General features: G+C 71.6%; 21 protein-coding genes and 1 pseudogene. 9 read left to right on the top strand and 13 right to left on the bottom strand.

Annotation, left to right across the window (positions count from 1 at the left end):
* Window positions 1–136 precede the first annotated feature (136 nt).
* Together ABGB18_RS33615 and ABGB18_RS33610 are read right to left on the bottom strand one after the other, a co-directional pair.
* Window positions 137–1,360: a cytochrome P450 gene (locus ABGB18_RS33615; RefSeq protein WP_347699681.1), complete on the bottom strand. Its 1,224-nt coding sequence runs from the start codon at window positions 1,358–1,360 to the stop codon at window positions 137–139.
* A 134-nt stretch (window positions 1,361–1,494) separates the two neighbouring features.
* Complete coding sequence (locus ABGB18_RS33610; protein ID WP_347699680.1) at window positions 1,495–2,385, bottom strand: NAD(P)-binding domain-containing protein; 891 nt, start codon at window positions 2,383–2,385, stop codon at window positions 1,495–1,497.
* A 50-nt stretch (window positions 2,386–2,435) separates the two neighbouring features.
* Here ABGB18_RS33610 and ABGB18_RS33605 point away from each other — a divergent pair, with 50 nt between their 5' ends.
* A complete protein-coding gene (locus ABGB18_RS33605) occupies window positions 2,436–2,786 on the top strand; it encodes a helix-turn-helix domain-containing protein (RefSeq protein ID WP_347699679.1) in 351 nt (116 codons plus the stop codon).
* Between the two features lie 345 nt (window positions 2,787–3,131).
* Window positions 3,132–4,934: a S8 family serine peptidase gene (locus ABGB18_RS33600; protein ID WP_347699678.1), complete on the top strand. Its 1,803-nt coding sequence runs from the start codon at window positions 3,132–3,134 to the stop codon at window positions 4,932–4,934.
* Between the two features lie 46 nt (window positions 4,935–4,980).
* On the opposite strand, the gene ABGB18_RS33595 is transcribed toward ABGB18_RS33600, so the two are convergent.
* Entirely contained in the window at window positions 4,981–6,162 is a 1,182-nt protein-coding gene (locus tag ABGB18_RS33595) for a helix-turn-helix domain-containing protein (protein WP_347699677.1), read from the bottom strand.
* A 451-nt stretch (window positions 6,163–6,613) separates the two neighbouring features.
* On the opposite strand from ABGB18_RS33595, the gene ABGB18_RS33590 reads away from it, so the two are divergent.
* The 3 genes from ABGB18_RS33590 to ABGB18_RS33580 are packed head-to-tail and all read left to right on the top strand — an operon-like array spanning window position 6,614 to window position 8,891.
* A complete protein-coding gene (locus ABGB18_RS33590; protein WP_347699676.1) occupies window positions 6,614–7,027 on the top strand; it encodes a TOBE domain-containing protein in 414 nt (137 codons plus the stop codon).
* A gap of 32 nt (window positions 7,028–7,059) precedes the next feature.
* Window positions 7,060–7,863 (top strand): molybdate ABC transporter permease subunit, encoded by an 804-nt coding sequence (modB, locus tag ABGB18_RS33585; protein ID WP_347699675.1) that lies wholly within the window; start codon window positions 7,060–7,062, stop codon window positions 7,861–7,863.
* A complete protein-coding gene (locus tag ABGB18_RS33580; protein ID WP_347699674.1) occupies window positions 7,860–8,891 on the top strand; it encodes an ABC transporter ATP-binding protein in 1,032 nt (343 codons plus the stop codon). Before modB ends, ABGB18_RS33580 begins: the two co-directional genes overlap by 4 nt.
* Window positions 8,892–8,932: 41 nt before the next feature.
* Here ABGB18_RS33580 and ABGB18_RS33575 read toward each other — a convergent pair whose 3' ends face one another.
* From ABGB18_RS33575 to ABGB18_RS33555, 5 genes are all read right to left on the bottom strand, one after another.
* A complete protein-coding gene (locus ABGB18_RS33575) occupies window positions 8,933–9,967 on the bottom strand; it encodes an alpha/beta hydrolase (RefSeq protein WP_347699673.1) in 1,035 nt (344 codons plus the stop codon).
* Between the two features lie 257 nt (window positions 9,968–10,224).
* On the bottom strand, window positions 10,225–10,701 hold the full coding sequence (locus ABGB18_RS33570) for a hypothetical protein (protein WP_347699672.1): 477 nt from the start codon (window positions 10,699–10,701) through the stop codon (window positions 10,225–10,227).
* 596 nt (window positions 10,702–11,297) lie between these two features.
* A complete protein-coding gene (locus ABGB18_RS33565; RefSeq protein WP_347699671.1) occupies window positions 11,298–11,486 on the bottom strand; it encodes a hypothetical protein in 189 nt (62 codons plus the stop codon).
* A gap of 136 nt (window positions 11,487–11,622) precedes the next feature.
* Window positions 11,623–12,294, bottom strand: a complete 672-nt coding sequence (locus tag ABGB18_RS33560; RefSeq protein WP_347699670.1) for a response regulator transcription factor — start codon at window positions 12,292–12,294, stop codon at window positions 11,623–11,625.
* A complete protein-coding gene (locus ABGB18_RS33555; protein ID WP_347699669.1) occupies window positions 12,291–13,685 on the bottom strand; it encodes a histidine kinase in 1,395 nt (464 codons plus the stop codon). The genes ABGB18_RS33560 and ABGB18_RS33555 overlap by 4 nt, the downstream gene beginning before the upstream one ends.
* Before the next feature lie 841 nt (window positions 13,686–14,526).
* Here ABGB18_RS33555 and ABGB18_RS33550 point away from each other — a divergent pair.
* From ABGB18_RS33550 to ABGB18_RS33540, 3 genes are read left to right on the top strand one after another with little or no spacing between them, the layout of a single operon-like run.
* Window positions 14,527–14,898 carry a group 1 truncated hemoglobin gene (locus tag ABGB18_RS33550; RefSeq protein WP_347699668.1) on the top strand — a complete coding sequence of 124 codons (372 nt, stop codon included), beginning with the start codon at window positions 14,527–14,529 and terminating at the stop codon, window positions 14,896–14,898.
* A complete protein-coding gene (locus tag ABGB18_RS33545; protein WP_347699667.1) occupies window positions 14,899–16,020 on the top strand; it encodes a globin domain-containing protein in 1,122 nt (373 codons plus the stop codon).
* Window positions 16,017–16,670: a DivIVA domain-containing protein gene (locus tag ABGB18_RS33540; protein WP_347699666.1), complete on the top strand. Its 654-nt coding sequence runs from the start codon at window positions 16,017–16,019 to the stop codon at window positions 16,668–16,670. Before ABGB18_RS33545 ends, ABGB18_RS33540 begins: the two co-directional genes overlap by 4 nt.
* Before the next feature lie 195 nt (window positions 16,671–16,865).
* Here ABGB18_RS33540 and ABGB18_RS33535 read toward each other — a convergent pair whose 3' ends face one another.
* From ABGB18_RS33535 to ABGB18_RS33520, 4 genes and pseudogenes are all read right to left on the bottom strand, one after another.
* Window positions 16,866–17,084, bottom strand: coding sequence for a hypothetical protein (locus tag ABGB18_RS33535; protein WP_347699665.1), 219 nt, complete (start codon window positions 17,082–17,084; stop codon window positions 16,866–16,868).
* A gap of 26 nt (window positions 17,085–17,110) precedes the next feature.
* The gene (locus ABGB18_RS33530) at window positions 17,111–18,388 is read right to left on the bottom strand and encodes an acyltransferase (protein ID WP_347699664.1); all 1,278 of its coding nucleotides are present in this window, start codon (window positions 18,386–18,388) and stop codon (window positions 17,111–17,113) included.
* 115 nt (window positions 18,389–18,503) lie between these two features.
* Window positions 18,504–18,887: pseudogene (locus ABGB18_RS33525) on the bottom strand (response regulator transcription factor); the annotation flags it as partial.
* Between the two features lie 26 nt (window positions 18,888–18,913).
* Window positions 18,914–20,125: a histidine kinase gene (locus ABGB18_RS33520; RefSeq protein ID WP_347699663.1), complete on the bottom strand. Its 1,212-nt coding sequence runs from the start codon at window positions 20,123–20,125 to the stop codon at window positions 18,914–18,916.
* Between the two features lie 217 nt (window positions 20,126–20,342).
* On the opposite strand from ABGB18_RS33520, the gene ABGB18_RS33515 reads away from it, so the two are divergent.
* Window positions 20,343–21,818, top strand: a complete 1,476-nt coding sequence (locus ABGB18_RS33515; RefSeq protein WP_347699662.1) for a sulfatase — start codon at window positions 20,343–20,345, stop codon at window positions 21,816–21,818.
* Window positions 21,819–21,981: 163 nt separating this feature from the next.
* Here the strand turns inward: ABGB18_RS33515 and ABGB18_RS33510 are convergent, their stop codons facing one another.
* Complete coding sequence (locus ABGB18_RS33510) at window positions 21,982–22,314, bottom strand: class I SAM-dependent methyltransferase (protein ID WP_347699661.1); 333 nt, start codon at window positions 22,312–22,314, stop codon at window positions 21,982–21,984.
* Window positions 22,315–22,387 lie beyond the last annotated feature (73 nt).

Raw genomic sequence — 22,387 nt, 5'->3', positions numbered from 1 at the left:
GGGGCCGCCGCGCCAGGTGGGCATGGCGCCCGTCGCGACCTCGTAGGCGGCGCTCGCCGGCAGGCGGGTGGAGTCCAGCCTGGGCAGGGGCGACGCCGGCACCCGCCCGACCGCGCCACCGTCGACTGACAGGTGCTCACCATTCAAGCTGGAGCGCCAGCGGGCCCCGGTGGTCCAGCGTGGCGCGGTACTCGACCCGCTGGTCCGGTACGAGGCGGAGGCCGGGCAGGCGCTCGGCGAGCAGGCGCAGGGAGATCTCGATCTCGCGGCGGGCGAGGCCGGCCCCCGGGCAGTAGTGGGCGCCCTGGCCGAAGACCACGTTGGCCTGTACGGGCCGGGTGATGTCGAACTCCTCGGCCCGCTCGAAGGCCTCCTCGTCACGGTTGGCGGCGGCGAGGCAGAGGGCGAGTTCGGTGCCGGCGGGGAAGTCCCGCCCGCCGAGGCTCGTGTCGGCGGTCGTCACCCGCAGGAACACGTGCGTCGGGGTGTCGTAGCGGGCGATCTCCTCGGTGGCGTTCGCCGCGAGGTCGGGCCGCTCGCAGAGCAGCCGCCACTGGCCGGTGGACAGCAGCCGGAGCAGGCCGTTGCCGAGCAGCGCCGAGGTGGTGATGTGGCCCGGCAGGGCGATCCCGAGGACCAGGCCGACGAGTCCCGCCTGCTCGTCGGGGGTGAGGGGCGCGTCACCCGGTGCGTACGCGGCGATGTAGTCGCTGATCACGTCGTCCCGGGGGGCGGCCCGGCGCTCGGCGACGTACCGCATGATGAGGTGCTGGAAGCGGACCCAGGACCGGGCACACTCAAGCTGCTCCTCCTCGGACCTGAACTGATGTCCCATCCCCATGGCCGCCGCGGCCCGGCTGTCGTCCCCGAACGCCTTCGTGTCCTCCTCCGCGAAACCGACCAGCCGGGCGATCACGTCGACCGGGAGCCGGTTGGCGTACTCGGCCATGAAGTCGACGTGGCCGTCCTTGGCGAAACCGTCGATGAGGGACGACGCCCGCTCGGTGATGTACGCCTCGGCCGCGGCGACGCGCTCCGGGGCGAGGGCCGCCGCCGCGGGCGCCCGCAACCGCCGGTGCGCCTCGCCGTCCATGGTGATGTAGGTCTCCCGGTGCGGGAGCCCCTTGGCCAGCTCGTCGAGCACCGCCGGCGGGAACGGCACGTACGGCCGCAGGGTGTTGGCCGAGGAGAAGGTCTGCCCGTCACGCAGGACCCTGCGCACGTCGGCCATCTTCGTCACGACCCAGGCGCCGATCACCGGGGAGTAGAACAGCGGTTCCTCGCGCCGGGCCCGCTCGTAGAAGGGATAAGGATCGGTCAGGTGCGTACGGAGTGGGTCATAAAGGTTGCCCAGGGACATGCCCATCCCCTTCACCGGAAGGTTGGAAAATTGCCCCGACTATAACCCGCCCGCCCGACCGTCAGAAGGAGTCCGGCCGCTCCCGGAGGTCAGTCAGGACCTGGGCCAGACCCTGGCGGAAGCGCCCATCACCGTCAGTACAGGAGATCGGTGATCCGGATGAACCCGTCCGAGCCGTGGCCGCGTGCGATGACCCGGCGGGCCTGGCCCTCGGCCGCGCGCATCACGCTCGCGTCGATGCCGTGGGACTCGGAGGCGTGCACGATGTGGGCCATGGACGACACCGCCGAGGTGATCGGGTTGCCCTCGCCGGAGTACCGGCCGCTGTCCACCTCTTCCGCGACCTGCTCGAAGAGCGGCGGCATGATCGTCCCGATGCCCTTGGCGAACGGCGCCAGCTCGCGCGCGGTGATCCCTTCGGCCCGCGCCACGGCCAGCGCGTGCGCGTAGCCCGCCATCGCGGTCCAGAAGATGTCGAGCAGCGCGATGTCGTACGCGGCCGCCCTGCCGATGTCCTCGCCGAGATGGGTGTGCGTGCCGCCGAGGGCGTCCAGCACCGGGCGGTGCTCCCGGTAGAGCTCCTCCGGCCCGCTGTGCAGGAACACCCCGGCCGGCGTGCCGATGGTCGGGGTCGGGGTCATGATCGCACCGTCGAGGTATCCGATGCCGTGCTCGGCCGCCCAGGCCGCGGTGCTCCGGGCGCGGTCGGGGGTGTCCGCGGTCAGGTTGACGAGCGTACGTCCCTTGAGCGCGTCGGTGACCGGGTCGCGCCGCACGATGGCGTCCACCGCCTCGTAGTTCACCACGCAGACCACGGTCAGCGCGCTCGCGGCCACCGCCGCCTCGGGCGACGGGGCGCTGATCGCGCCCCGTCCGGCCAGCTCGTGGTCCTTGCCCGGGGTGCGGTTCCAGACCGTGGGCCGCACCCCGGCGTCCAGGAAGGCACCGGCCAGGGCCCGGCCCATCGGCCCCAGACCGAGCACGGTGACGGCAGACTGTCCGGTGTGGTCGTTGTGGGAGGTCATGCTTTAACTCCTGCCTCAATATTGACAATCGCTCACGAATGGGGATGCAGATGACGCGCAGCCGTGCCCAGGACCCGAACGTCTGCGGGGCGACCGCGGCGATCGCCGTGATCGACGGCAAGTGGAAGACGGTCCTGCTCTGGCTTCTGGAGTCCGGTCCGCGCCGTCCCGGCGAGCTACTCCGACGACTGCCGGGGCTCACCGAGAAGGTGCTGACGCACACCCTCCGGGAGATGGAGGCCGACGGGCTGGTCCACCGGGAGGTGCACGACGTCCGGCCGCTGAAGACCGAATACTCCCTGACCCCGTTCGGCCACGACCTCTCCGTCGCGCTGGCGCCACTGTCCGATTGGGGTCATCGCCGCCTGGAGAGGCTGACAGAGGCCAGGACGGCTTCCTGACACGGCGAACCTCCCCCTCTCACCTGCGTTCGGCGGCCTTCCGGCCGCCCACGGACAAGCTTCCCGCCGCCCCTGCGGGGCCGACAAGTACCCACAAAAAAGTGGGTACGCCGCCGCACCGGAGTCATCCGCCCGGGCGGGACGGCCGGGGATGAACCCGCTCGACCGGTGAACGCGCAGCCCGGGCAACGGGCTGGGGGCGCTTCGACATCGGTAGGCCGGTGGCGTCAATTGTTCCGTCAGATGCGCCATTACGCGATGTGCCGGCTCGGTATTAGATGCTGCCGACCCATTCCATCGCCACCAGACCTGCCACAGCCCCCTCACGCATGGAACGGATTCGTCATGGCCAAGCGTCCGGCACTTCTGGCCGCCCTCGGCACAGTGGTCGCCACCGTCAGTGCGATCGGAACTCTCCCCGCACAAGCCGCGGCACCCTCCCCACTCCCGACCACCAAGGCGCTGGCCCTGACCGGGTCCTTACGCGACGGCCGGAGCTTCGAGACCTCGGTCGCGGTCGCACCCGAGGTCGCCTTAGAGGTCAAGTTCCAGGAGCCGCTCCGGGTCCGCGGGACGAACCAGAACCTGCGCGGCACCCGGGGCGACAGCCTGGACTCGGTCCAGGCGGTCCTCACCCGCCATCGCGCCCGATCGGTCACCCCGCTGGTGCCGAGCGCCTCGGTGGCCGAGCTGGACGACCTGAGCGCCAGGGCGAAGGCGCGCGCCGGCGCGGCGGTCCCCGACCTGGCCTCCTGGTACAGCGTCGTGCTGCCCGCGGACGTGGACGCGGAGCAGGTGGTCCAGGACCTCCGGGCACTCCCCGAGGTGGCCTTCGCGTATCCGGCGCCCGCCCCCGTACCGCCGCCCTCGACGGCGACCCCGGACTTCACCGGGTCGCAGGGCTACCTGCGGCCCGCGCCGCAGGGCATCGACGCCGACTTCTCCCGGCAGGACCCGCGCGCCCGCGGCGCCGGGATCAAGATCGTCGACCTGGAGTACGACTGGAACTGGGCCCACGAGGACCTCCAGCTCGACGAGTCGAGCGACCTCGGCGGCACGGTGTTCCCGCGGTACACGGGCTTCGCCGACGAGCACGGGACCGCGGTCTTCGGCGAGCTGGTCGCCCGCGACAACGGCTACGGCGTCACCGGCAGCGTGCCGGAGGCCACCATGTACGGCATCTCCCCCAGCCAGGCGACGGCCACCGGCGACACCCGCTGGAGCCCGGGCGCGGCGCTGGCCTACCTCGCCGGCCTCGGCGTGCTGGCCCCCGGCGACGCCGTGCTGCTGGAACAGCAGACGTCGGGCCCGCTCGGCGGCAGCAACTACGCGCCACTGGAGTGGATCCCGTCGGTCTTCGAGGCGATCCAACTGCTCGACGGGCTCGGCGTCACGGTGGTCGAGACCGGCGGCAACGGCAACCAGAACGTCGATTCCGACCTGTACGTACGGGACGGGATCAAGTGGTTCGACCGGAGCGTCCAGGACTCCGGCGCGATCCTGGTCGGCGCCGGCAGCGACACCGACCGCGAACGCCTGAACTTCTCCAACTACGGCGCCCGGTTCGACCTCCAGGGTTGGGGACGGAACATCGTCACCACCGGCGGCAACGGCAACCTGCAGGGCGGGACCGACCCGGCGAACCGCGACATCCGCTACACCAGGACGTTCGGCGGCACGTCCGGCGCCGGGCCGATCGTCACCGGCGCGGTCGTGGCCGTCCAGTCCTACCTGAAGGCCACCGGCCAGGCCCCCCGGACCGCCGCGCAGATCGCCGACCTGCTCAAGCGCACGGGCACCCCGCAGGGCCCCACCACCACCGGACAGCACATCGGCCCGCTGCCCAACCTCTCGGCGGCCCTGCGGGCGATCGAGGTCGACGCGCCCACCACCGAGGTGAAGCTGGCCCAGCACGCGCCGCGCCAGGGCGACCGGTACACCAACCCCTTCGTGACGCTCACGGCCGGCGACGGCTGGGGAGCGGGCGTGAGCAAGACCGAGTACCGGCTCGACGGCGGGAAGTGGAGGACCTTCAGCAAGACGTTCCGGGTCCTGGACAAGGGCCGGCACCGGCTCGACTTCCGGTCCACCGACGCCAACGGGAACCAGGAGGAGACCCGCTCCCTCACCTTCCAGAACCGCCGATGACGGCCGCCTGAAGGACGACGGCGGGGCCGGCGTGAAGGCAGAGGCGTTACATCGGCCCCGTCAGGCGGGCGAGTTTCAACGCCAGGTGCAGGGAGAGCCGCTCGTTGCCGTCCCTGAGGTCGGTGCCGAGAAGCTGCTCGACCCGCTGTATCCGGTAGTACACCGAGGTGCGGTGCAGGTTCATCTGGACCGCGGTGGCATGCGCGTTGCCGGCCAGTTCGAGGTAGGTCTCCAGGGTCTCCAGCAGTGGCCGGCTGCTCGGGTCCTCGATCAGCTTCTCCAGGCCGGGGTGGACGCCGGCGTTGCTCAGCACCTCGCTGGGCAGTTGCGACAGCACGCGGTAGATCCCGAGTTGGGACCAGTTCGCCACCGGCCCGACCGCCGGGACCTGTACGGCGACCCGGGCGGCCAGCGCCGCTTCGTCGTAGGACATGCGTACCTCGGATAACTCCGCGCGTGGCCGGCCCACGCCGACCACGGCGCCGGCCACCGAGGGGACCCCGCGGATGGCCGACTGCAGCACGTCGTTCAGGTGCTGGGTGACCGCGCGCGAGGTGGCGGCGCCCTGCCGGTCGTGCACCAGCAGCACGCCGTGGTCGAAGCGCACCAGGTGCACGGCCTCCCGGGAGCCGGTCCACCGGCGGGTCGCGACCAGCGCCTGCTCCAGGGCGATGCGGGCCAGGTCGTCGAGGCGTACTTCCGGCCGCAGGATCAGCCGGGCGACGACCGCCGTCGTGGGGACGCCGTCGGAGAGCAGGCCGCCTTCGAGCAGCGTGGCGGCGCCGTGCCGCTGGGCGGCCCGTTCGTCGGCCAGCAGCAGGCGGATGGCCTCGGTCTCCCGTTGCGAGGCGAGCTCCCCGGCGAGGTTCTCGCGGTAGAGGGCGAGCGCCAGGTCGGTGGTCGTCCTGGACGCCGCCGCGATCTCCTCGTCGGTCATGGGCTGGCCGGCGTCGATGAGCCAGACGAAGCCGAGCAGCAGGTCGCCGTGGCGGATCGGCACGCAGACCCGGGGCAGCATCCGCAGCGCGGGGCAGGCCGGGGTGCGGATCGGCTCCCTGGCCTGCATGATGCCGACCTCACGGAAGAACGCGATCACCTCCGGCGTGGTCTGCCTGCGCAGGATGGACAGCCGGCGTACCTCGTCCATCGGCTCGAGTTGCTCGCTGTACACGACCACCCGCTGACGATGGTCCTCGATCAACGCGGGGCGGCCGACGCGGCTCGCCACAGAGTCCACGATCGCTTGCAGCTCCGAGAGCATTGCTCCGCTTTCGACGGGAGTCGGATAACTTTCTCCCGTTATTTGCCGAACTGCGCCTATTTCCAAACAGTGTGAGCATGGAATCCCGACAGGCGTCGAAACAGCCGTCGGAGCGCTTCCCACATCTGCACAGTCACGCGTTGACGATCGGCCGAACGCGAGTGACATCGGTCTGACCTCGGCTGACTGGTGCGGCCGTCCCCTTGCCCGCCCCCGGTGGGCAAGGTCCGGAGAGCCCGGCCCACCCGGGGGCAGGCCGGTCAAGTCCGGAAGTTCCGGTCGGCCCGCCGACGGCGGGGGGTACGGGGCCGGGTAGTCCTGAACACCCGGCATTCCAGGCAATCGCGGCATGAATGGCCGTCCTGCCATGGCATCCACGACATGTCATGGAAAGCGCGAAAGGTTATGGTGAGGGCTTGTGACGACGTTTCGGATCAGCGAGGCCGCGGCGTTGCTCGGGGTCAGCGCCGACACGGTGCGCCGCTGGGTGGACGCCGGACGGCTGACGGCCGAGCGGGACGAGTACGGGCATCGGCAGGTCAATGGCCAGGATCTGGCCGCCTTCGCCCGGGCCCAGGTCGAGGCGGTGGACGACATGGGCCGCTCGTCGGCGCGCAACCGCTTCCGCGGGATCGTCACCGAGGTGCTCCGGGATTCGGTGATGGCGCAGGTGGAGATCGCGGCCGGGCCGTTCCGGGTGGTGTCGCTGATGAGCCGGCAGGCCGCCGACGAGCTGGGCCTGGCGGTGGGGGTCGTGGCGGTCGCGGTGATCAAGTCGACCAATGTCGTCGTCGAGATCCCCGGCCATGAACGCGTGGCCGGCAGCCGGTGAGAGGGCCCGCCCGGCAAGGGACCCGGCAGCCTGTGAGAGGGCCCGCCCGGCAAAGGTCCGGCCAGCCGCCCTGGGTGCTGGTGCTGCCCGCGCTGCTCGGGCTGGCCTTCCTCGTGCTGCCGCTGGCCGGGCTGCTGGTCCGGGCCCCGTGGACCACGTTGCCGCAGCGGCTGGCCGAGCCGCACGTGCTGGAGGCGCTGCGGCTGTCGCTGGTGTGCGCCAGCGTGGCCACGGTCGTGTGCCTGCTGCTCGGGGTGCCGCTGGCCTGGCTGCTGGCCCGGGTGGACTTCCCCGGCAGGCGGGTGGTGCGCGCGCTGGTCACCGTACCGCTCGTGCTGCCGCCGGTGGTGGGCGGCGTGGCGTTGCTGCTGGTGCTGGGCCGGCGCGGGCTGGTCGGGCAGTGGCTGGCCGACACGTTCGGCGTGACGCTGCCGTTCACCACCGCGGGCGTGATCGTCGCGGAGGCGTTCGTGGCGATGCCGTTCCTGGTCATCAGCGTCGAGGGCGCGCTGCGCGGCGCCGACCAGCGCTTCGAGGAGGCCGCCGCCACGCTGGGGGCCTCCCGCTGGACGGTCTTCCACCGGGTCACGCTGCCGCTGATCATGCCGGGCGTGGTGGCCGGGGCGGTGCTGTGCTGGGCCCGGGCGCTGGGCGAGTTCGGGGCCACGATCACCTTCGCCGGCAACTTCCCCGGCACCACCCGTACCATGCCGCTGGCCGTCTACCTGGCCCTGGAGACCGAGCCGGAGGCGGCCATCGTGCTCAGCCTCGTCCTGCTCGCCGTCTCGGTGGTCATCCTGGCCAGCCTGCGCGACCGGTGGGTGACCAGCCCATGACCATGCACGCGCACCTGGTCGTCAACCGGCCCGCCTTCACCCTCGACATCTCGCTGGACGTCGCTCCCGGCGAGGTCGTCGCGCTGCTCGGGCCCAACGGCGCCGGCAAGACCACCGCCCTGCGCGCGCTGGCCGGGCTCACCGCGGTGACCGGCGGCGAGATCGTGCTCGACGGCCACCGGCTGCACACCCTGGCGGCGGAGCAGCGCCCGATCGGCATGGTCTTCCAGGACTACCTGCTCTTCCCACACCTGTCGGCGCTGGACAACGTCGCGTTCGGGCCGCGCTGCCGCGGCGCGTCCAAGGCCGAGGCCCGGCGCACCGCCGCCGCCCTGCTGGAACGCGTCGGCCTCGCCGGCCACGCGACGGCCCGGCCCCGGCAACTGTCCGGCGGGCAGGCCCAGCGGGTCGCCCTGGCCCGGGCCCTGGCCGTGCGGCCCAAGCTGCTGCTGCTGGACGAGCCGCTGGCCGCGCTGGACGCCCACACCCGGCTGGAGATCCGCTCCCAGCTCCGCCGCCATCTGACCGGCTTCGACGGCGCCACCGTCCTGGTCACCCACGACCCGCTGGACGCCATGGTGCTGGCCGACCGGCTGATCGTCATCGAGCACGGCGCCATCGTCCAGGCCGGCGCGCCCGCCGAGGTGGCCCGCCGCCCTCGCACCGACTACGTCGCCCGCCTGGTCGGGCTCAACCTGTATCGGGGGGTGGCCGACGGGGCGCGGGTCAAGGTGGGCGAGCTGCTGGTCAGCACGTCCGACCGGCTGGACGGGCCGGCGTTCGTGGCGTTCTCGCCCGCCGCCGTGGCCCTCTACCGCGCCCGCCCGGACGGCAGCCCGCGCAACCTGTGGCAGGCCACGATCGACGGCATCGAACGCCACGGCGACAACGTCCGCGTACACCTCGACGGCCCGATCGCCGCCTTCGCCGACATCACCCCGGCCGCCCTGGCCGACCTCGACCTGGCCCCCGGCCAGCAGGTCTGGGCCTCGGTCAAGGCCACCGAGACCCACGCGTACCCGGCATGAGCACCGAACGGGACGGCCACTGCCCCGGGGTGCGTGCGGGCTCACCCGCGCGGCGCGTGTCGCCGGAGGAACGCTCTCGCCACGGCCTGCGGCTGCTCGGCCTTGGGGCTGAGCCAGAAGCCGAGGTGGTCCTCGTCGTCCATCCAGTAGTGCTCCGCGCCGGGTATGCGCTCGGCCGCGTACTCCCCGTGGTCGAACGACACGTCACCGTCCAGCTCCCCGTGGAACACCAGGGTCGGCGCCGTGATCCGCCCCAGCGGCAGGTCGCCCCGCCGGGCCTGCTCCGCGTCGTTGTCGGTACCCGGCCAGCGCCGCTCGTAGGGGAACGTCGTCTCGAACATCGCCTCGAAGAGCGCCCGCACGCGTGGCGTGTTCATGATGTACGAACGACGCTCCGATCGCTGCTCCCCGGTGAAGACGCTGGTTTCGTCCAACGTCGAGGAGACGACGCTCTCGAACGAGAGCCCCGCCGTCAGCAGGGCGAGCTTCTGCCCGACGGTGTTCAGGAACGTTCGCCGCAGCGACGAGCTCGGCTTCCCGGGAGGCTTCTGCTTGCTCAGCCCGCCGATGGAGACCAGCCCCCAGACCCGGTCCGGATGGCGGGCGGCGAAGGTGTAGCCCACCGGGCTCCCGGCCGAGACCGCGAGGACGCCGACCCGGTCGATGCCGAGCTCGTCCAGCAGCGCGGCCAGCAGGTCGGCCTGCTCCTCGTTGGTCCGGCCGCTCTCCAGCGGGGTGCCGAGGTAACCGGGCCGCGAGGGGCTCAGGATGCGATATCCGTCCTGCTGCAGCCAGCCCGCGAACAGGCGCCCCTGGTCGGCTCCGCCCAGTCCGGCGTGCACGGACAGCAGCACCGGGCCCTTCGCCCCGTACAGGTCGTACTCGATCGGGCCGAGCCGCGTCGTGGCGGTCCGCAGATCTAGCTGAACGCCGGGGAGGAGCTCCCGGCGCGGATTGTCGTCGATGCCGCCGTTCCACAGGAGAAGCCCCGCTACTACCGCGGTCGGCACCCCCACCAGCACGGCGAGCACGATTCTGATGATCTTGACGACTCTTCGCCTCGGTACCCTTCGCACCCGGCCATCGTCGCCGGGCGGCCCGGTGCCGGTCGTCCCACGGGCGGAGGCTTCCGCCGCTACCACCCGGGATGAAGGAGGGCCCGAGCTACTACCCCGGGAGTAGTGGCGGAGCCTGTTTCGGCTCGTTCCCTACTCCAGGGACAACAGGCCGCTCTGGTCCCCGAAGCTGACCGGCTGACCTGAGCACCAGTGATGTCGCGAACCGCCGGAGATGGCGGGGATCGGCGGTTCGCGACATCCGCCCGCCGGCCGGCTCACTGGCTCACGTGTGCCCGGAACCGCTCGTGGGCGGACTGCTTGGAGATCCCCATGACCTCCCCCACCTCCGACCACGACGCACCGGTTTCCCTGGCCCCGGCGACGGCCTGTTCGAGCAGGACCCGCTGCCAGTTCTCCACTTGGGACAGCAGGGTGAGAGCGGCCATCGGACGTTCGGCGACGAGCTTCCTGATCTGCTCGCACAGGAGATCGGACCTGGTCACCAGCTCGCCGGGGGGCGCGGCGGCGAGCAGCGATGTGGCGTGCCTGCTCCACCACCGGTATTCCACCTCCTTGGCCCCGCCCGGGGTCGCCGGGTATCGGCGCCGATCGGCCCAGCCGCAGGAGCACGCGGCCTGATAGCCGACGAACGTCCTGGTGAAGACGCCGGCGGAGGGGGCAAGTTCGCCGTTGGGGAGCACCGGAGCGGCGTACCCCTCGTGGTCGGGGAGGTCAATGGACTTGAACGTCATAATCGTCAGGGTATCCTGACGATCGCTGGTGAGGGCCGGTCAACCCCGACGTTCGTTTAGGTACGGCCCCGACGCTCGGGTGAGGTGCCGGGACACCGCTGGTTCCTACGGTCGTGTCCCATGAAAAGCGACCCACCCAACCACCCCGGCGACCCACGTAACCGCCCCGGCAGCCTGCGCGACCACCCCGAGAACGCACGCAACCGCCCCGGCAGCCCGCGAATCAGCCCCGGTGACCTGGGAAGCAGCCCTGCCGGCCTGCGGAGCGACCTCGGCGGCCCGCGAACCGGCATTGCCGCACGGCTGACGCTGGCGGCCGTCCTGCCGGCCGTGGGGGCGGCGGCCATCGCCTGGCTGTCTCCTGGCGGTCTTGGGCGGCCTGACCCGGTCCGGGTGGTGAGCGGCGTGTCGGCGGAGGCGTACCGGTGGGTGCAGGAGAGCCTGGGCAGCGTGCCGTCGTGGCTGGACCCGGTGTCCGATGGGTCCCTGGTGCTGCTCGGGCTGATGTTCGTCCTCGTGTGCTGGAGCGCCCTGCGCCGGCGAGACGCCCACGTCCTCGCGGGGGCGGCCGTGAGCGGCGCCGGCACCGTGGACGCCTACGTGCTGAGCGAGGCGCTGAAGCTGGTGGTGGACGAGGAGCGGCCGTGCCGGGTGGTGGTGCCGGTCGACGGCTGCCCGCCGCCCGGGGACTGGTCGTTCCCGAGCAACCACGCCGCCCTGGCGGCCGGGCTCGCGGCCGGGCTGGCGGTGCTCCGCCCTCGGCTGGCCGCACCGGCCGTGTCCATCGCCGTCGCGGCGGCGCTGCTGCGCGTGCTGGCGGGTGTTCACTACCCGCATGACGTGCTCGCGGGCGCGATCCTCGGCGCGTGCGTCGCCGTGGCGGCGTCGGCGGCGCTCACCCCGCCCGCCGCCCGCCTGGTGTCATCCCTGCTCGGGAACGATGCCCGCCTCGTGCGCCACGACGGCCGCCGCCGCCCGGTTGGTCACGTCCAGCCGCATCAGGATGGAGCTGACGTGCGCCTTGACCGTCCCCTCGGCGACGTGCAGCCGGCGCGCGATCTGCCCGTTGGACAGCCCGCTCCCGAGGTGGGCCAGCACCTCGCGTTCCCTGGCGGTCAGCGCCTCGACCAGGCCGCGGGCGGCGCGGCGCCGTCCGGCCAGCATCGCGGTGTCACCGGCGGCGAGGTGGGCGACCACCCGCGCCGCGACCGTGGGTGACAGGTACGCCGCGCCCCCGGCCACCGCCCGGACCCCCGCGATCAGCTCCTCGGGGTCACCGGACTTGATCAGGAATCCGGCGGCCCCGCGGCCGAGTGCCTGCAGGATGTAGTCGTCCTCGCCGAACGTCGTCAGGATGACCACCCCGGTGTCCGGGACCGTCCTGCGGATCTCGGCCGCCGCCTCGATGCCGTCCACGCCGGGCATGCGGATGTCGAGCATGGCCACGTCGGGGTGGTGGCGCTGGACCTGTTCCACGGCCTCGTGGCCGGAGGCGGCCTCGGCCACGACGGAGATGCCGGGATCGGTGGCCAGGATGGCCCGCACGCCCGCCCTGACCATCGGGTCGTCGTCGGCCACCAGTACGCGGATCATCTGGCGACCAGGGCGTCCACGGACACCAGCCGGCCGGCGCGGAAGCACAGCCGATAGGCGTCCCCGTACCGGTTGCTGAAGAGGTCGGCCGTCATCGCGTAATACTCGCACGTCGTGCCCCGTGCCGCGGGTTCGGCGGCGGGCGGGCGGCGGGCGGCCTGCCGTTCCGGCAGCAGCCGGGCCACGTCCGAGCGCGGCTGCCCGGTTCGGAGACCGGCGTGGACCTCCGGGGTCAGCACCGAATGCCGCACGCCCAGCACCTCCCACCCCCGCAGCAGGCCACCGGCCAGCACAGCCGTCGCGACGGGCAGCATGAGCGCGACGGCCACGGTGCGGCGCACGTTCCGGCGCACCCGCCGCCGCTCTCGCGGCACCACGGGACCCTCCGCGGGAAGCCCGACGCGAGCCACCCGCTCCCGCGGAAGCCGCGCCGACACGGCGAACCCCCGGTCGGTACGGCCGTGAACGAGAACCCCTCCAGCCAACCGAACCCGCTCATCCAAACCGATGAGCCCCCACCCACCCCCACCCACCCCCGCACGACCAGGACCGGTCGCCGTCGGAGAGCCGGTCGCCGTCGGAGAGCCGGTCGCCGTCGGAGAGCCGCTGTCCACCTCGACCTGCGTCTCCGTGACCGTGTGCCGTACGCGCACGGTCACGCTCGCGCCCGGTGCGTGCTTGGCCGCGTTGGTCAGCGCCTCCTGTACGACCCGGTACGCGGCCCGCTCGGCCACCGGCGGCACACCGTCCGCCTCGCCCTCGACGTGCAGCGTGACGGGCAGCCCCGCCGCCGCTGCCCGCTCGACCAGGTCGGCGATGGTCCCACCGGCGGATCGGCCGGGCGAGCCGTCCTCGCGCAGGATGCCGACGATCTCACCGAGCCGCTCCACGGCCGTCGCCGCCCGCGCCCTGATGTCCTGGGCGGCCGCCCGATGCTCCGGCGCCAGGCCGGGGGAGAGCTTCAGCGCCCCGGCTGTCAGGGCGATCAGGCTGAGTTCGTGCCCCAGGACGTCGTGCATGTCCTGGGCGATGAGCGTCCGCTCGCGCAGCCGTACCTGCTCGGCGACCAGCCCCTGCTCGCGCTCCAGATGCTCGGCCCGCTCCCAGCCGGCCAGGACGAGCTCGCGGTACTGGCGCCAGAACCGGCCCGCGAACCAGGGCACCATCGCCGCCCCCACCACCACGGCCAGGAACCGGTCGCCCAGCGCCGCCCAGGCCGGAACGACGGCGACCACCACCATCCCGGCCCCGAGCACGCCGACCAGCACGAGCACCGCCGGCCGGGCCGGTCCCGGCCGGATCCCCGCCAGGAAGGCCGCCACCGCGGTCGCCACCGCCCACCACAGGTCGACCATGCTCAATCCGGCGCACGACGCGGCCGTTCCGATCATCAACGCGGTCGGTCCGGAAGGCCGCCATCCCGTGACGCCCCCCGGCATCGCTGACCCATTTCCCACAGACGGGCACGATACGTCGATCCACCGGCCGCCGCCTCAGCCGAAAGTCCAACACTCCCCCGAGGGACGTCGCAGCCCTGTCGCGTGTCACGACGTACGGGACAGTGCCTGCCGCGGCGGATTCCGTGCAGACGACAGCCACCCGGCCGGCGGGGGGCGAGCGATCCCGGTTGTGTGGGGACCATCACAGGGCGAGACGTTGACGATCTACGAGAGGCTGCCGATCACGCCTTCGGGCTGGTCGAGGAAGGTAAGGGGCAAGCCGGACATATCGGTACACGTACCTGAAGATGCCGCAGAAGGCTAATGAGGCATGTGAAATGCCTCGTTGTCATAGTGATACGGGTTGCGAGGGACCTGATCAGCCCCTAGTGTTCCTGAGAAATGTTCACGTGCACCGAAAACCTTCAGGGTTAGGTCCGGTCAAGGTATACGACCTGCAGGATCCGCTCTATGGGGGCATGAATGGCGCTCAGGCCGTACACAGCGCTGGCTGTGACGGTGACACGGCAACCGGAGGCGGTATCACCCCGCCACCGTGGACTGTGCTCGCCAACCCCACTTCGGCCGATACGCCATGCATAACGCACGCGAACCCGGGCAGGGGCCCGCGCCGCGAAGAAAGACCTCGACGACGCGACCTCCCACAGGAGGACGCCCGGCGGGCCGCCGACGGTCACCCACCCGGAAAGGCGCCGCGACAGCGCGAATCAGCATAGGTACTCTCCGCAAAAACGCATGGATTTTGCCCGATTTGGGAGGTTTTGCAGTCTCTATGGCTTCGTACTATGAGCAAGTCGGCGCCGCGACCGTCCGCGAAGTGGTCGACCAGTTCTACGCGGTCGTGCTGGCCGACCCCGACCTCGCACCGTACTTCACGGACGTCGACCTGCCGAGACTCAAGCGGCACATGGTGATGCTGCTGTGCTCGGTCCTCGGCGGTCCGGAAGTGTACGAGGGCGCCGACCTGGCGGACGCGCACCGGGACATGGGCATCACCAGCGAACACTACGAGAAGGTCGGCGGCATGCTCGTCGCGGCGCTCCGGGAAAAGGGCGCCGACGAGGAGCTCGTGCAGCACGTCGTCACGGTCCTGGGCCAGGTGCGCGGGTCCATCGTGGCGCAGCCCGCAGGAGCAGCCGGGTAAGTGGACACGCAAGCTTTAAAGGGCAGTTGGCACCTGGTCACCCAATCGGGCGATCAGGTGCCGCTGTTCTTCTACTCGGCCCTGTTCCTGATGTATCCCGAGGCCCGTGGCCTGTTCCCGGTGTCCATGGCCACCCAGCGGGACCGGCTCGTCGGTGCCCTGGGGCACATCGTCAGCAACGTCGACCGAGTGGACGACCTGGTTCCGTTCCTCCAGCAACTCGGTCGTGACCATCGCAAGTTCTCCGTGGTCGCGCAGCACTATCCCGCGGTCGGGCAGGCGCTGCTCGCCACCCTGGAGCACTTTCTCGGCGATCGGTGGACGCCGGCCCTGGCGCGCGACTGGGCGCAGGCGTACGGCCTGATCGCCAAGGTGATGACCGAGGCCGCCGAGGAGTCGGCCGCGACGTCGCCACCCTGGTGGGAGGGCGAGATCATCATGCACGAGGTGCGCGCCCCGGGCATCGCGGTGATCAGGGCCCGGCTGAACTACCCCTATCCCTTCCGCGCCGGACAGTCCGCGTCGATCTCGGTCGCGCTGCGGCCGAAACTGTGGCGGTTCTACTCCTTCGCCAACGCGCCGCGCCGCGACAACACCATCGACCTGCACGTACGCGTGGTCGATGGCGGCACGGTGAGCACGGCTCTGGTGCACGGCGCGCAACGGGGCGACATACTGAAGATCGGCGCGCCCGTCGGCGACCGGCTGACGCTCGACTCCAACCCGCTGAGGGATCTGATCCTGATCGCCGGCGGCACGGGGCTGGCACCCCTCAAGTCGCTCGTGGAGCAGATGGCCTACGAGGGACCACGCCGCGACGTGCGCCTCTTCGTGGGGGCCCGCACCTCGCGGGAGCTGTACGACATCGAGGCCCTGTCCAAGCTGAACGTCGAGAACCCCTGGCTGAACGTGGTGCCCGTGGTGTCCCGCGACGCCTTCTACAGCGGCGAGCACGGCAACGCGGTGGACGTCGCGTTGCGGGCGTACCGCGGCCAGGACGTCTACGTGTGCGGGTCCGAAGAGATGGTCCACCACTCGGTCTCCCGGCTCCTGGACGCCGGCGTGCCGCCCGGGCAAATCCGTTTCGACGAGTTCACCAGTGCTGGAGGTAGCGGGCAGTGACGGGAGAGACGCCATGGGCACATGGCACATCGAACGACCACCAGCGACTTACGCCGGATCGGGTTCGGAACAAGGACTTCTCACGTACCGCGCTCGGGCGGCGCGGCTACAGCGAGGAGGAGGTGCGCGCCTTCCTCTATCGCATCGCCGACGACATGGCGAACGGCGACTCGGAGAAGGCCGACCTGCGCGCGGAGGTCGAGCGCCTGAGGAACTGGTACAAGGAGCGCGGCACCGACGTCACCAGCCCGGGCGCGCAGCGGTCCAGGCTCAACGTCGACGCGGTCAACCTGCTCTCGCGTGCCCAGCAGACGGCTGACGCCCAGATCGCCGAGGCGGAGGACTACGCCCGCCGCCTGGTGGCCCAGGCACGCCAGCAGTACGAGCAGATGCTGGTGGAGGCGCAGCAACAGGCGGAGGAGGCCGCCAGCCAGGCGGTCAAGACCTATCGCTCCAGTGGCGAGGTCCAGTCGGCCGAGGCCGAGGAGCTGGAACGCCGCATCGCCTACCTGCGTACCTTCGCGGAGGTCACGCAGGTCCAGTTGCGGGCGGTGCTGGAAGGGCTGACACACGAGGTCAACAAGCTGGGCACGGTGCCGGACTCGGCCCGAAGCGTCGCATACTCCTCTTCCGGGCAGGACTCCGCCTGAACCCGCTGGACAGGTAACCGGGCGTCCACACCACGCCCGGTGCCGGGCTTGCCCCTGGCGCGTGCGCACGGTCTCGTCATCCAGGTGACGGCTCGAACTCCAGCGGCCCAGCGCCCGCGCCTCCACCATGGCCGGCTCCCTCTCGATCGCTCGGACCGAACCTCTCGGGCCCGTCCGAAAGCTGAGAATCGAGTCTCACTTTTCGGATAAGCGCTCGGCCCAGGCCCGCAGCTCCAGTACGGCCTCCTCCCGGGACGTCATCCCCCGCTCGGCACGCACGTCCTGCAGGTGACGGATGGCGGCCCCCACCATCGGCCCCGGAGAGAGCCCGAGCACTTCCATCACGGCCGTGCCGTCCAGGTCGCGTCTGAGCTGGTTGAAGTCGCTGATCACGGCGGTGAGGCGATAAGGCATGGCCGGATCGTACCGACATCCCCCGTTCAGCGGGTGGCCGAGCGAGCCAGGCGGCGGCCGAACCGCTGAGCCGGTCGCTCGACCAACCGGAAGGTCAGGGCGGAGCAGGCGACGACCACGACCACCAGCGCCACGAACCAGGCGAGCCGCCAGGCGAGGGGAACCGGCGCCGGATCCCCGACCAGCCGCCGCAGGGTCTGCACCGCGAGCGGGTGCAGCAGGTAGACGGAGTAGCTGATCAGCCCGAGCCACACGAGAAACCGGGGCAGCGCGTACGACCGCAGCAGGCGACCGGCCACGAAGGTCAGCCAGGCCGCCACCACGGCCGCGGACCAGCTCCACCTGAACGCCATCGCCTTCTCCTCGGTCATGGCCCAGCCGGGACCGAACCAGAACGCGGCGACGACGCACACCACGGGCACCAGCCCGATCACCCATCTGGCCACCCCCCGGCCGAGCTGTCCCTGGTCCAGCCGGTAGAGCGCCGTCCCGGCGAACATGGTGGCCACGATGGCCAGGCTCTCCCACGCTCCGACCCGGCTGTTCGTCCCGAGCAGGACGACGGCCAGGACGGCCACGGCGGCCGCGCCGCAGAGCCGTACGCGATGGTCACCGCCGAGGATCGCGGCGAGCCCCAGCACCAGCACAGCGGTCGCGATCAGGACGGCGGCGTCGCCGCCGAGGCCGCGGGACAGGGCGCCGGCCGGGAGCACACCGCCCACGAGCACGGCCGCCATCGCGAGGACGAGCGTCCCGGCCGTTCCGCCGCGGTGCCGCCCGGCGACGAAGAGCGCGGTCACCAGCAGGTAGAACGCCATCTCGTAGGACAGCGTCCAGAACACGTTGAGGACGCTGACCACCCCGAGCAGATCCTGGAGCATCGTCAGGTGAGCGATGCTGGAGGTGACCGGGTGGTCGCTCAGCTGACCGGGCAGGGCCAGGTACACCTGGACGACGCCGAACACGGTGCCGACGACCGCCGCCAGAATCCACAACGGGTAGAGGCGGAACAGGCGGTTGATCCAGAACCCGGCGACGCTGCCACGCCGTTCGAGCGAGGCCGGCACCACGTAACCGCTGATCAGGAAGAACACCATCACACCGAACTGCCCGAAGTCGAACCACGGGCTGACGGTCGTGCGGACCTCAGGGAAGAGGGGGTCCAGCAGGTGCTCGAAGAGCACGGCGAGCACGGCGACCCCGCGCAGGGCGTCCAACCAGGTCTGTCGACGGGTCGGCGCGGGCGCCCGGGCCTCGGCCCTCGGCGCGCCGCCGCCTTCACGGGCGGCCAGGTTGATAGACACCCGGTCACGTTATGCGGTCAACCTGAGTGAACGCTTGGAGTAAGCCCAGGTGAAGTACGGGGAGGGGCCCGCCATCCGGCCCCGGAAGTCAAGTCGGCCGGTCAATACGGCCCTCTCATCCCGAGCCCGGTGTGACGAGGCCGACCTCGTAGGCCAGGATCACCGCGTGCACCCGGTCACGCAGGTGCAGCTTGGCCAGGACATTGCTGACGTGGGTCTTCACGGTCTGCTCGGCGATCACCAGGCGGGCGGCGATCTCGGCGTTGGAGCAGCCTCTCGCCATCAGTTCGAGCACCTCGCGCTCCCTCCCGGTGAGGGTGCCGACGGCCGCCGGGGCCTGCTCCGGCGGGCGCGGGCGGGCGGCGAACTCCGCGATCAGCCGCTTGGTGATCGAGGGGGCGAGCAGGGCCTCCCCGGAGGCGACGACCCGCACGGCGCCCACCAGGGCGTCCCGCCGTACGTCCTTGAGCAGGAAGCCGCTGGCGCCCGCCCGCAGCGCGCTTCCCGCCATGGTAGGGACAGAGATCATCCGGTGTCTCCGATCGGCAACCGGGCCCTGACGGTGAAGCCCCCCTCGGCATCCGGCCCCGCGGTCAGCTCGCCACCGAACAGGTGCGCCCTCTCCCGCATCCCGATCAGCCCGTGCCCGTGCCCGCCGGACGGGCCGCCGCCCGAGTGCTCCGAGCCCGGTGCCGCGGGCCCGTCGTCGTGCACCTCGACGCGCAGGTCCCGCCGGTCGTAGCGGACCAGTACGCGGACCCGTACCCTGCCCCCGTGCTTGACCGCGTTGGTGAGCGACTCCTGGACGATCCGGTAGGCCGAAAGGTCGACCCCGGCGGGTAACGGGACGGCGTCGCCCTCGACGTCGAGCGTCGCCTCCAGGCCGGCCTTCCGTACCCGCTCGACGAGGCCCGGAAGCTGCCTCACTCCGGGCTGCGGCGCGAAGCTCGGCTCGGGCCCGTTCATCTCCTCGCGCAGCACGCTGAGCAGGCGGCGCATCTCGACCAGGGCCTGCCGGCCCGTCTCCGCGATCGTGTCGAACGCCCGCACCGCCCCCGGCACGTCATGCTCCACCGCCACCGGCCCCGCCTCGGCCTGGACCACCATCATGCTGACGTGGTGGGCGACCACGTCGTGCAGCTCCCGGGCGATGCGGGCACGCTCGGCGGCCACCGCGCGCCTGGCCTCGAAGTCCCGCTCCCGAGCCAGCAGGGCCGCCCTCGCCTCCAGGTCGGCGGTGCGCGACCGGCGGACGCGCGCGCTGTCGCCGAGCACCCACCCGCTGCCCAGCAGGAGCGCGGTGAACGAGAAGTCGAGCAGGTCGCTGTTGGTCGCGGGGACCACCGCGATGACCACGATGCTCAACGCGGTCAACGCCCCCACGACCGTCGAGGCCCGCCGCCCGCACCACGCGGCGATGCTGTAGAGGGCGACCACCCCACCGAGCGGCACCGGCGTCACGAGGTCCGGCAGCGTCGTGGCCCCGTAGGCGGCGGCCGTCGCGCCGATCGCGAGGTTGACCCCGAGTGGGTGCGCCCGCCGCCAGGCCAGCGGCAGGTTGATCAGCAGGACGAACGCCACCGCGAGCGGCCCCGGGGCGGGCAGGTGCTCGTCGCGCGACTGGAAGATGAGCGCGATGAGCGAGACCACCGCGAGCAGCGCCCCCAGCAGCGCGTCGGCGACCAGCGGCCGGGCCCTGATGCACGCCACGAGACTGAAGAGCGGACTCGTCTGCATGCGCCCCAGTATCCGGCCCGCGCCCCGGGATGACCTCCCCCGTAGGAGGGATCGGCGAGACCTCCGCCGCACGGAAACGCCACGGAAACCGGCGCTGGTGGACAACAGAGGTGCCGGACACCGACGCGCCATGATCCCGGGCTGTCCCCCATCCGACGGGCGACGGCGGCGGCGTCCGGCGGCACTTGTCACCGTATCGAGAGGTCAGGTCAGTCCCATGAACGCCCCTCTGTCCAGGCGCACCCTGCTGTCCGGCGCGGTCGCCGCCACAGCCGCCACAGCCGCCACGGCCGCCCTCGGCCTGGCACCGGCTCGTGCCGGCGTCCGGCGGTCGCAGCAGAGGCCGCCGAACATCCTGCTGTTCACCGTCGACGACATGGGCGGCGAGATCCCCAGTTGCTTCGGCGGCCCCGCCGGTCTCACCCCGACGATCGACCGGCTCGCCGGCGAGGGCATGACCTTCCGCCGCGCCCACGTGCCGGTCGCGATCTGCCAGCCCAGCCGGTCCGCCATGCTGACCGGCCGCTACCCGCACCGCAATGGCGCCGAGGGCTTCGAGCCCATCGACGACGACGTACCGATCCTCAACGACCTGCTGCGCCCGCTCAACTACCTGACCGGCATCCTCGGCAAGGTCCGCCACCTCACCCCCGTCGAACGGTTCGCCTGGGACCTGAGCGTCATCCCGTCACAGCTCGGGATGGGGCGGAATCCGGAGAAGTACGCCCAGTTCGCCGGCGACTTCTTCGAACAGGCCAAGGCGGCCGGGCGTCCCTTCTTCCTGATGGCCAACGCCGAAGACCCGCACCGGCCCTTCAGCGGCAGTGCCGCCGAGCAGGAAGCATTCGAGGGCCACCTGGACACCATCGCGACGCCGTCGCGGGTGTACACCCCGGACGAGGCCGAGGTGCCCGGTTACCTGCCCGACCTGCCCGACATCCGCAAGGAGATGTCGCAGTACCTCAGCAGCGCCCGCCGCGCCGACGACACGCTGGCCGCGGTGCTGGAGGCCCTGGAGGCGGCCGAGTCGGCCTCGAACACGATCGTGATCTTCATGTCGGACAACGGCATCCCGGTGCCGTACGCCAAGGCCAACTGCTACGAGCACAGCACCCGCACGCCGCTGATCATCCGGTGCCCGGAACTGACCGACCCCGGCACCGACGACGACACCCATTTCGTCTCCACGATGGACCTCTTCCCCACCCTGTGCCGCGCCGTGGGCGCGTCCGTCCCGGACGGGCTGGACGGGCGTGACCTCACACCGCTGCTGGAGGGTGGCAGCCAGTCCGGCCGCAACCAGATCAACACCGTCTTCCACAAGTCCGAGGGCGAGACCCGCTACGAGATGCGCGGCCTGCACGACGACCGCTGGAGCTACATCTGGAACGCCTGGTCCGACGGCGTGCTGGAATACCGGGCCGAGAACATGATCGACCTGACCTGGCCCGCCATGCTGGCCGCCGCGGCGACCGACCCCGCCGTCGCCGCCCGGGTGGACTTCTACCTGCACCGGGTGCCCGAGGAACTGTACGACCTCGACCACGACCCGGACGCGCTGCACAACCTCGCCCAGGACACCCGGCCCGAGGTCGTCGCCGAGCTGAAGGCGAGACGCCGCGCGATGGACGCCTGGATGCGCGCCACCGGCGACCCGATCCACGACCAGTACCAGCAGGCCGTCAAACCCTGACACCCCACCCGCGGCACGCAGGGCCGCCGCCCATCGGGGAAGAGCGGGCAGTCCTCCCGGGGGGAGCCGCTCGCGTGCCTGAAGTGGGCCCGTCAGCGGCCGAACTCGTAGCGCAGGTACAGGCCCGCGTCCCGGATGACGGGGATGGACTGGGCCAGCTTGATCAAGATCTTGTAGGCGACGGGCAGTCCCGGCGCGTGGCCCTGCAGGGCGAGGCCGCTGACCACGTCGGTGCGGCGGCGACCCCGGGGTAGTCGACGTCGTACCAGGTCACGCCCGGCCCGGGGGCGACCCGCCAGACGCGCGAGTCCAGGCCGGCGCCCAGGTTGAGCACGGTGGCCCGGTCATGCTCGGCCAGGAACCGGGAGGTCCAGTCGTCGAAGTGCTTGGCGCGGGTGGTGACGGCCAGCGCGGTGAGCTTCGGTGAGAGCTTCAGCCGCGCGAAGTCGTAGTCGACCTTCTCCAGGGCCCGCGCGGCGACCGTGTCGCCGAGCACGGTCGGGGTGGCGTGCGCGTCATGGGACGACCGGCGGATCGAGCGACGGCGCGGCTCCGGTTGGGCCGCCGAG

It is taken from the genome of Nonomuraea sp. B12E4 (assembly GCF_039871825.1).
Taxonomy (GTDB): Bacteria; Actinomycetota; Actinomycetes; order Streptosporangiales; family Streptosporangiaceae; genus Nonomuraea.
The sequence above is the reverse complement of the archived record's forward strand: the minus strand, read 5'-3'. Positions and strand labels throughout refer to the sequence as shown.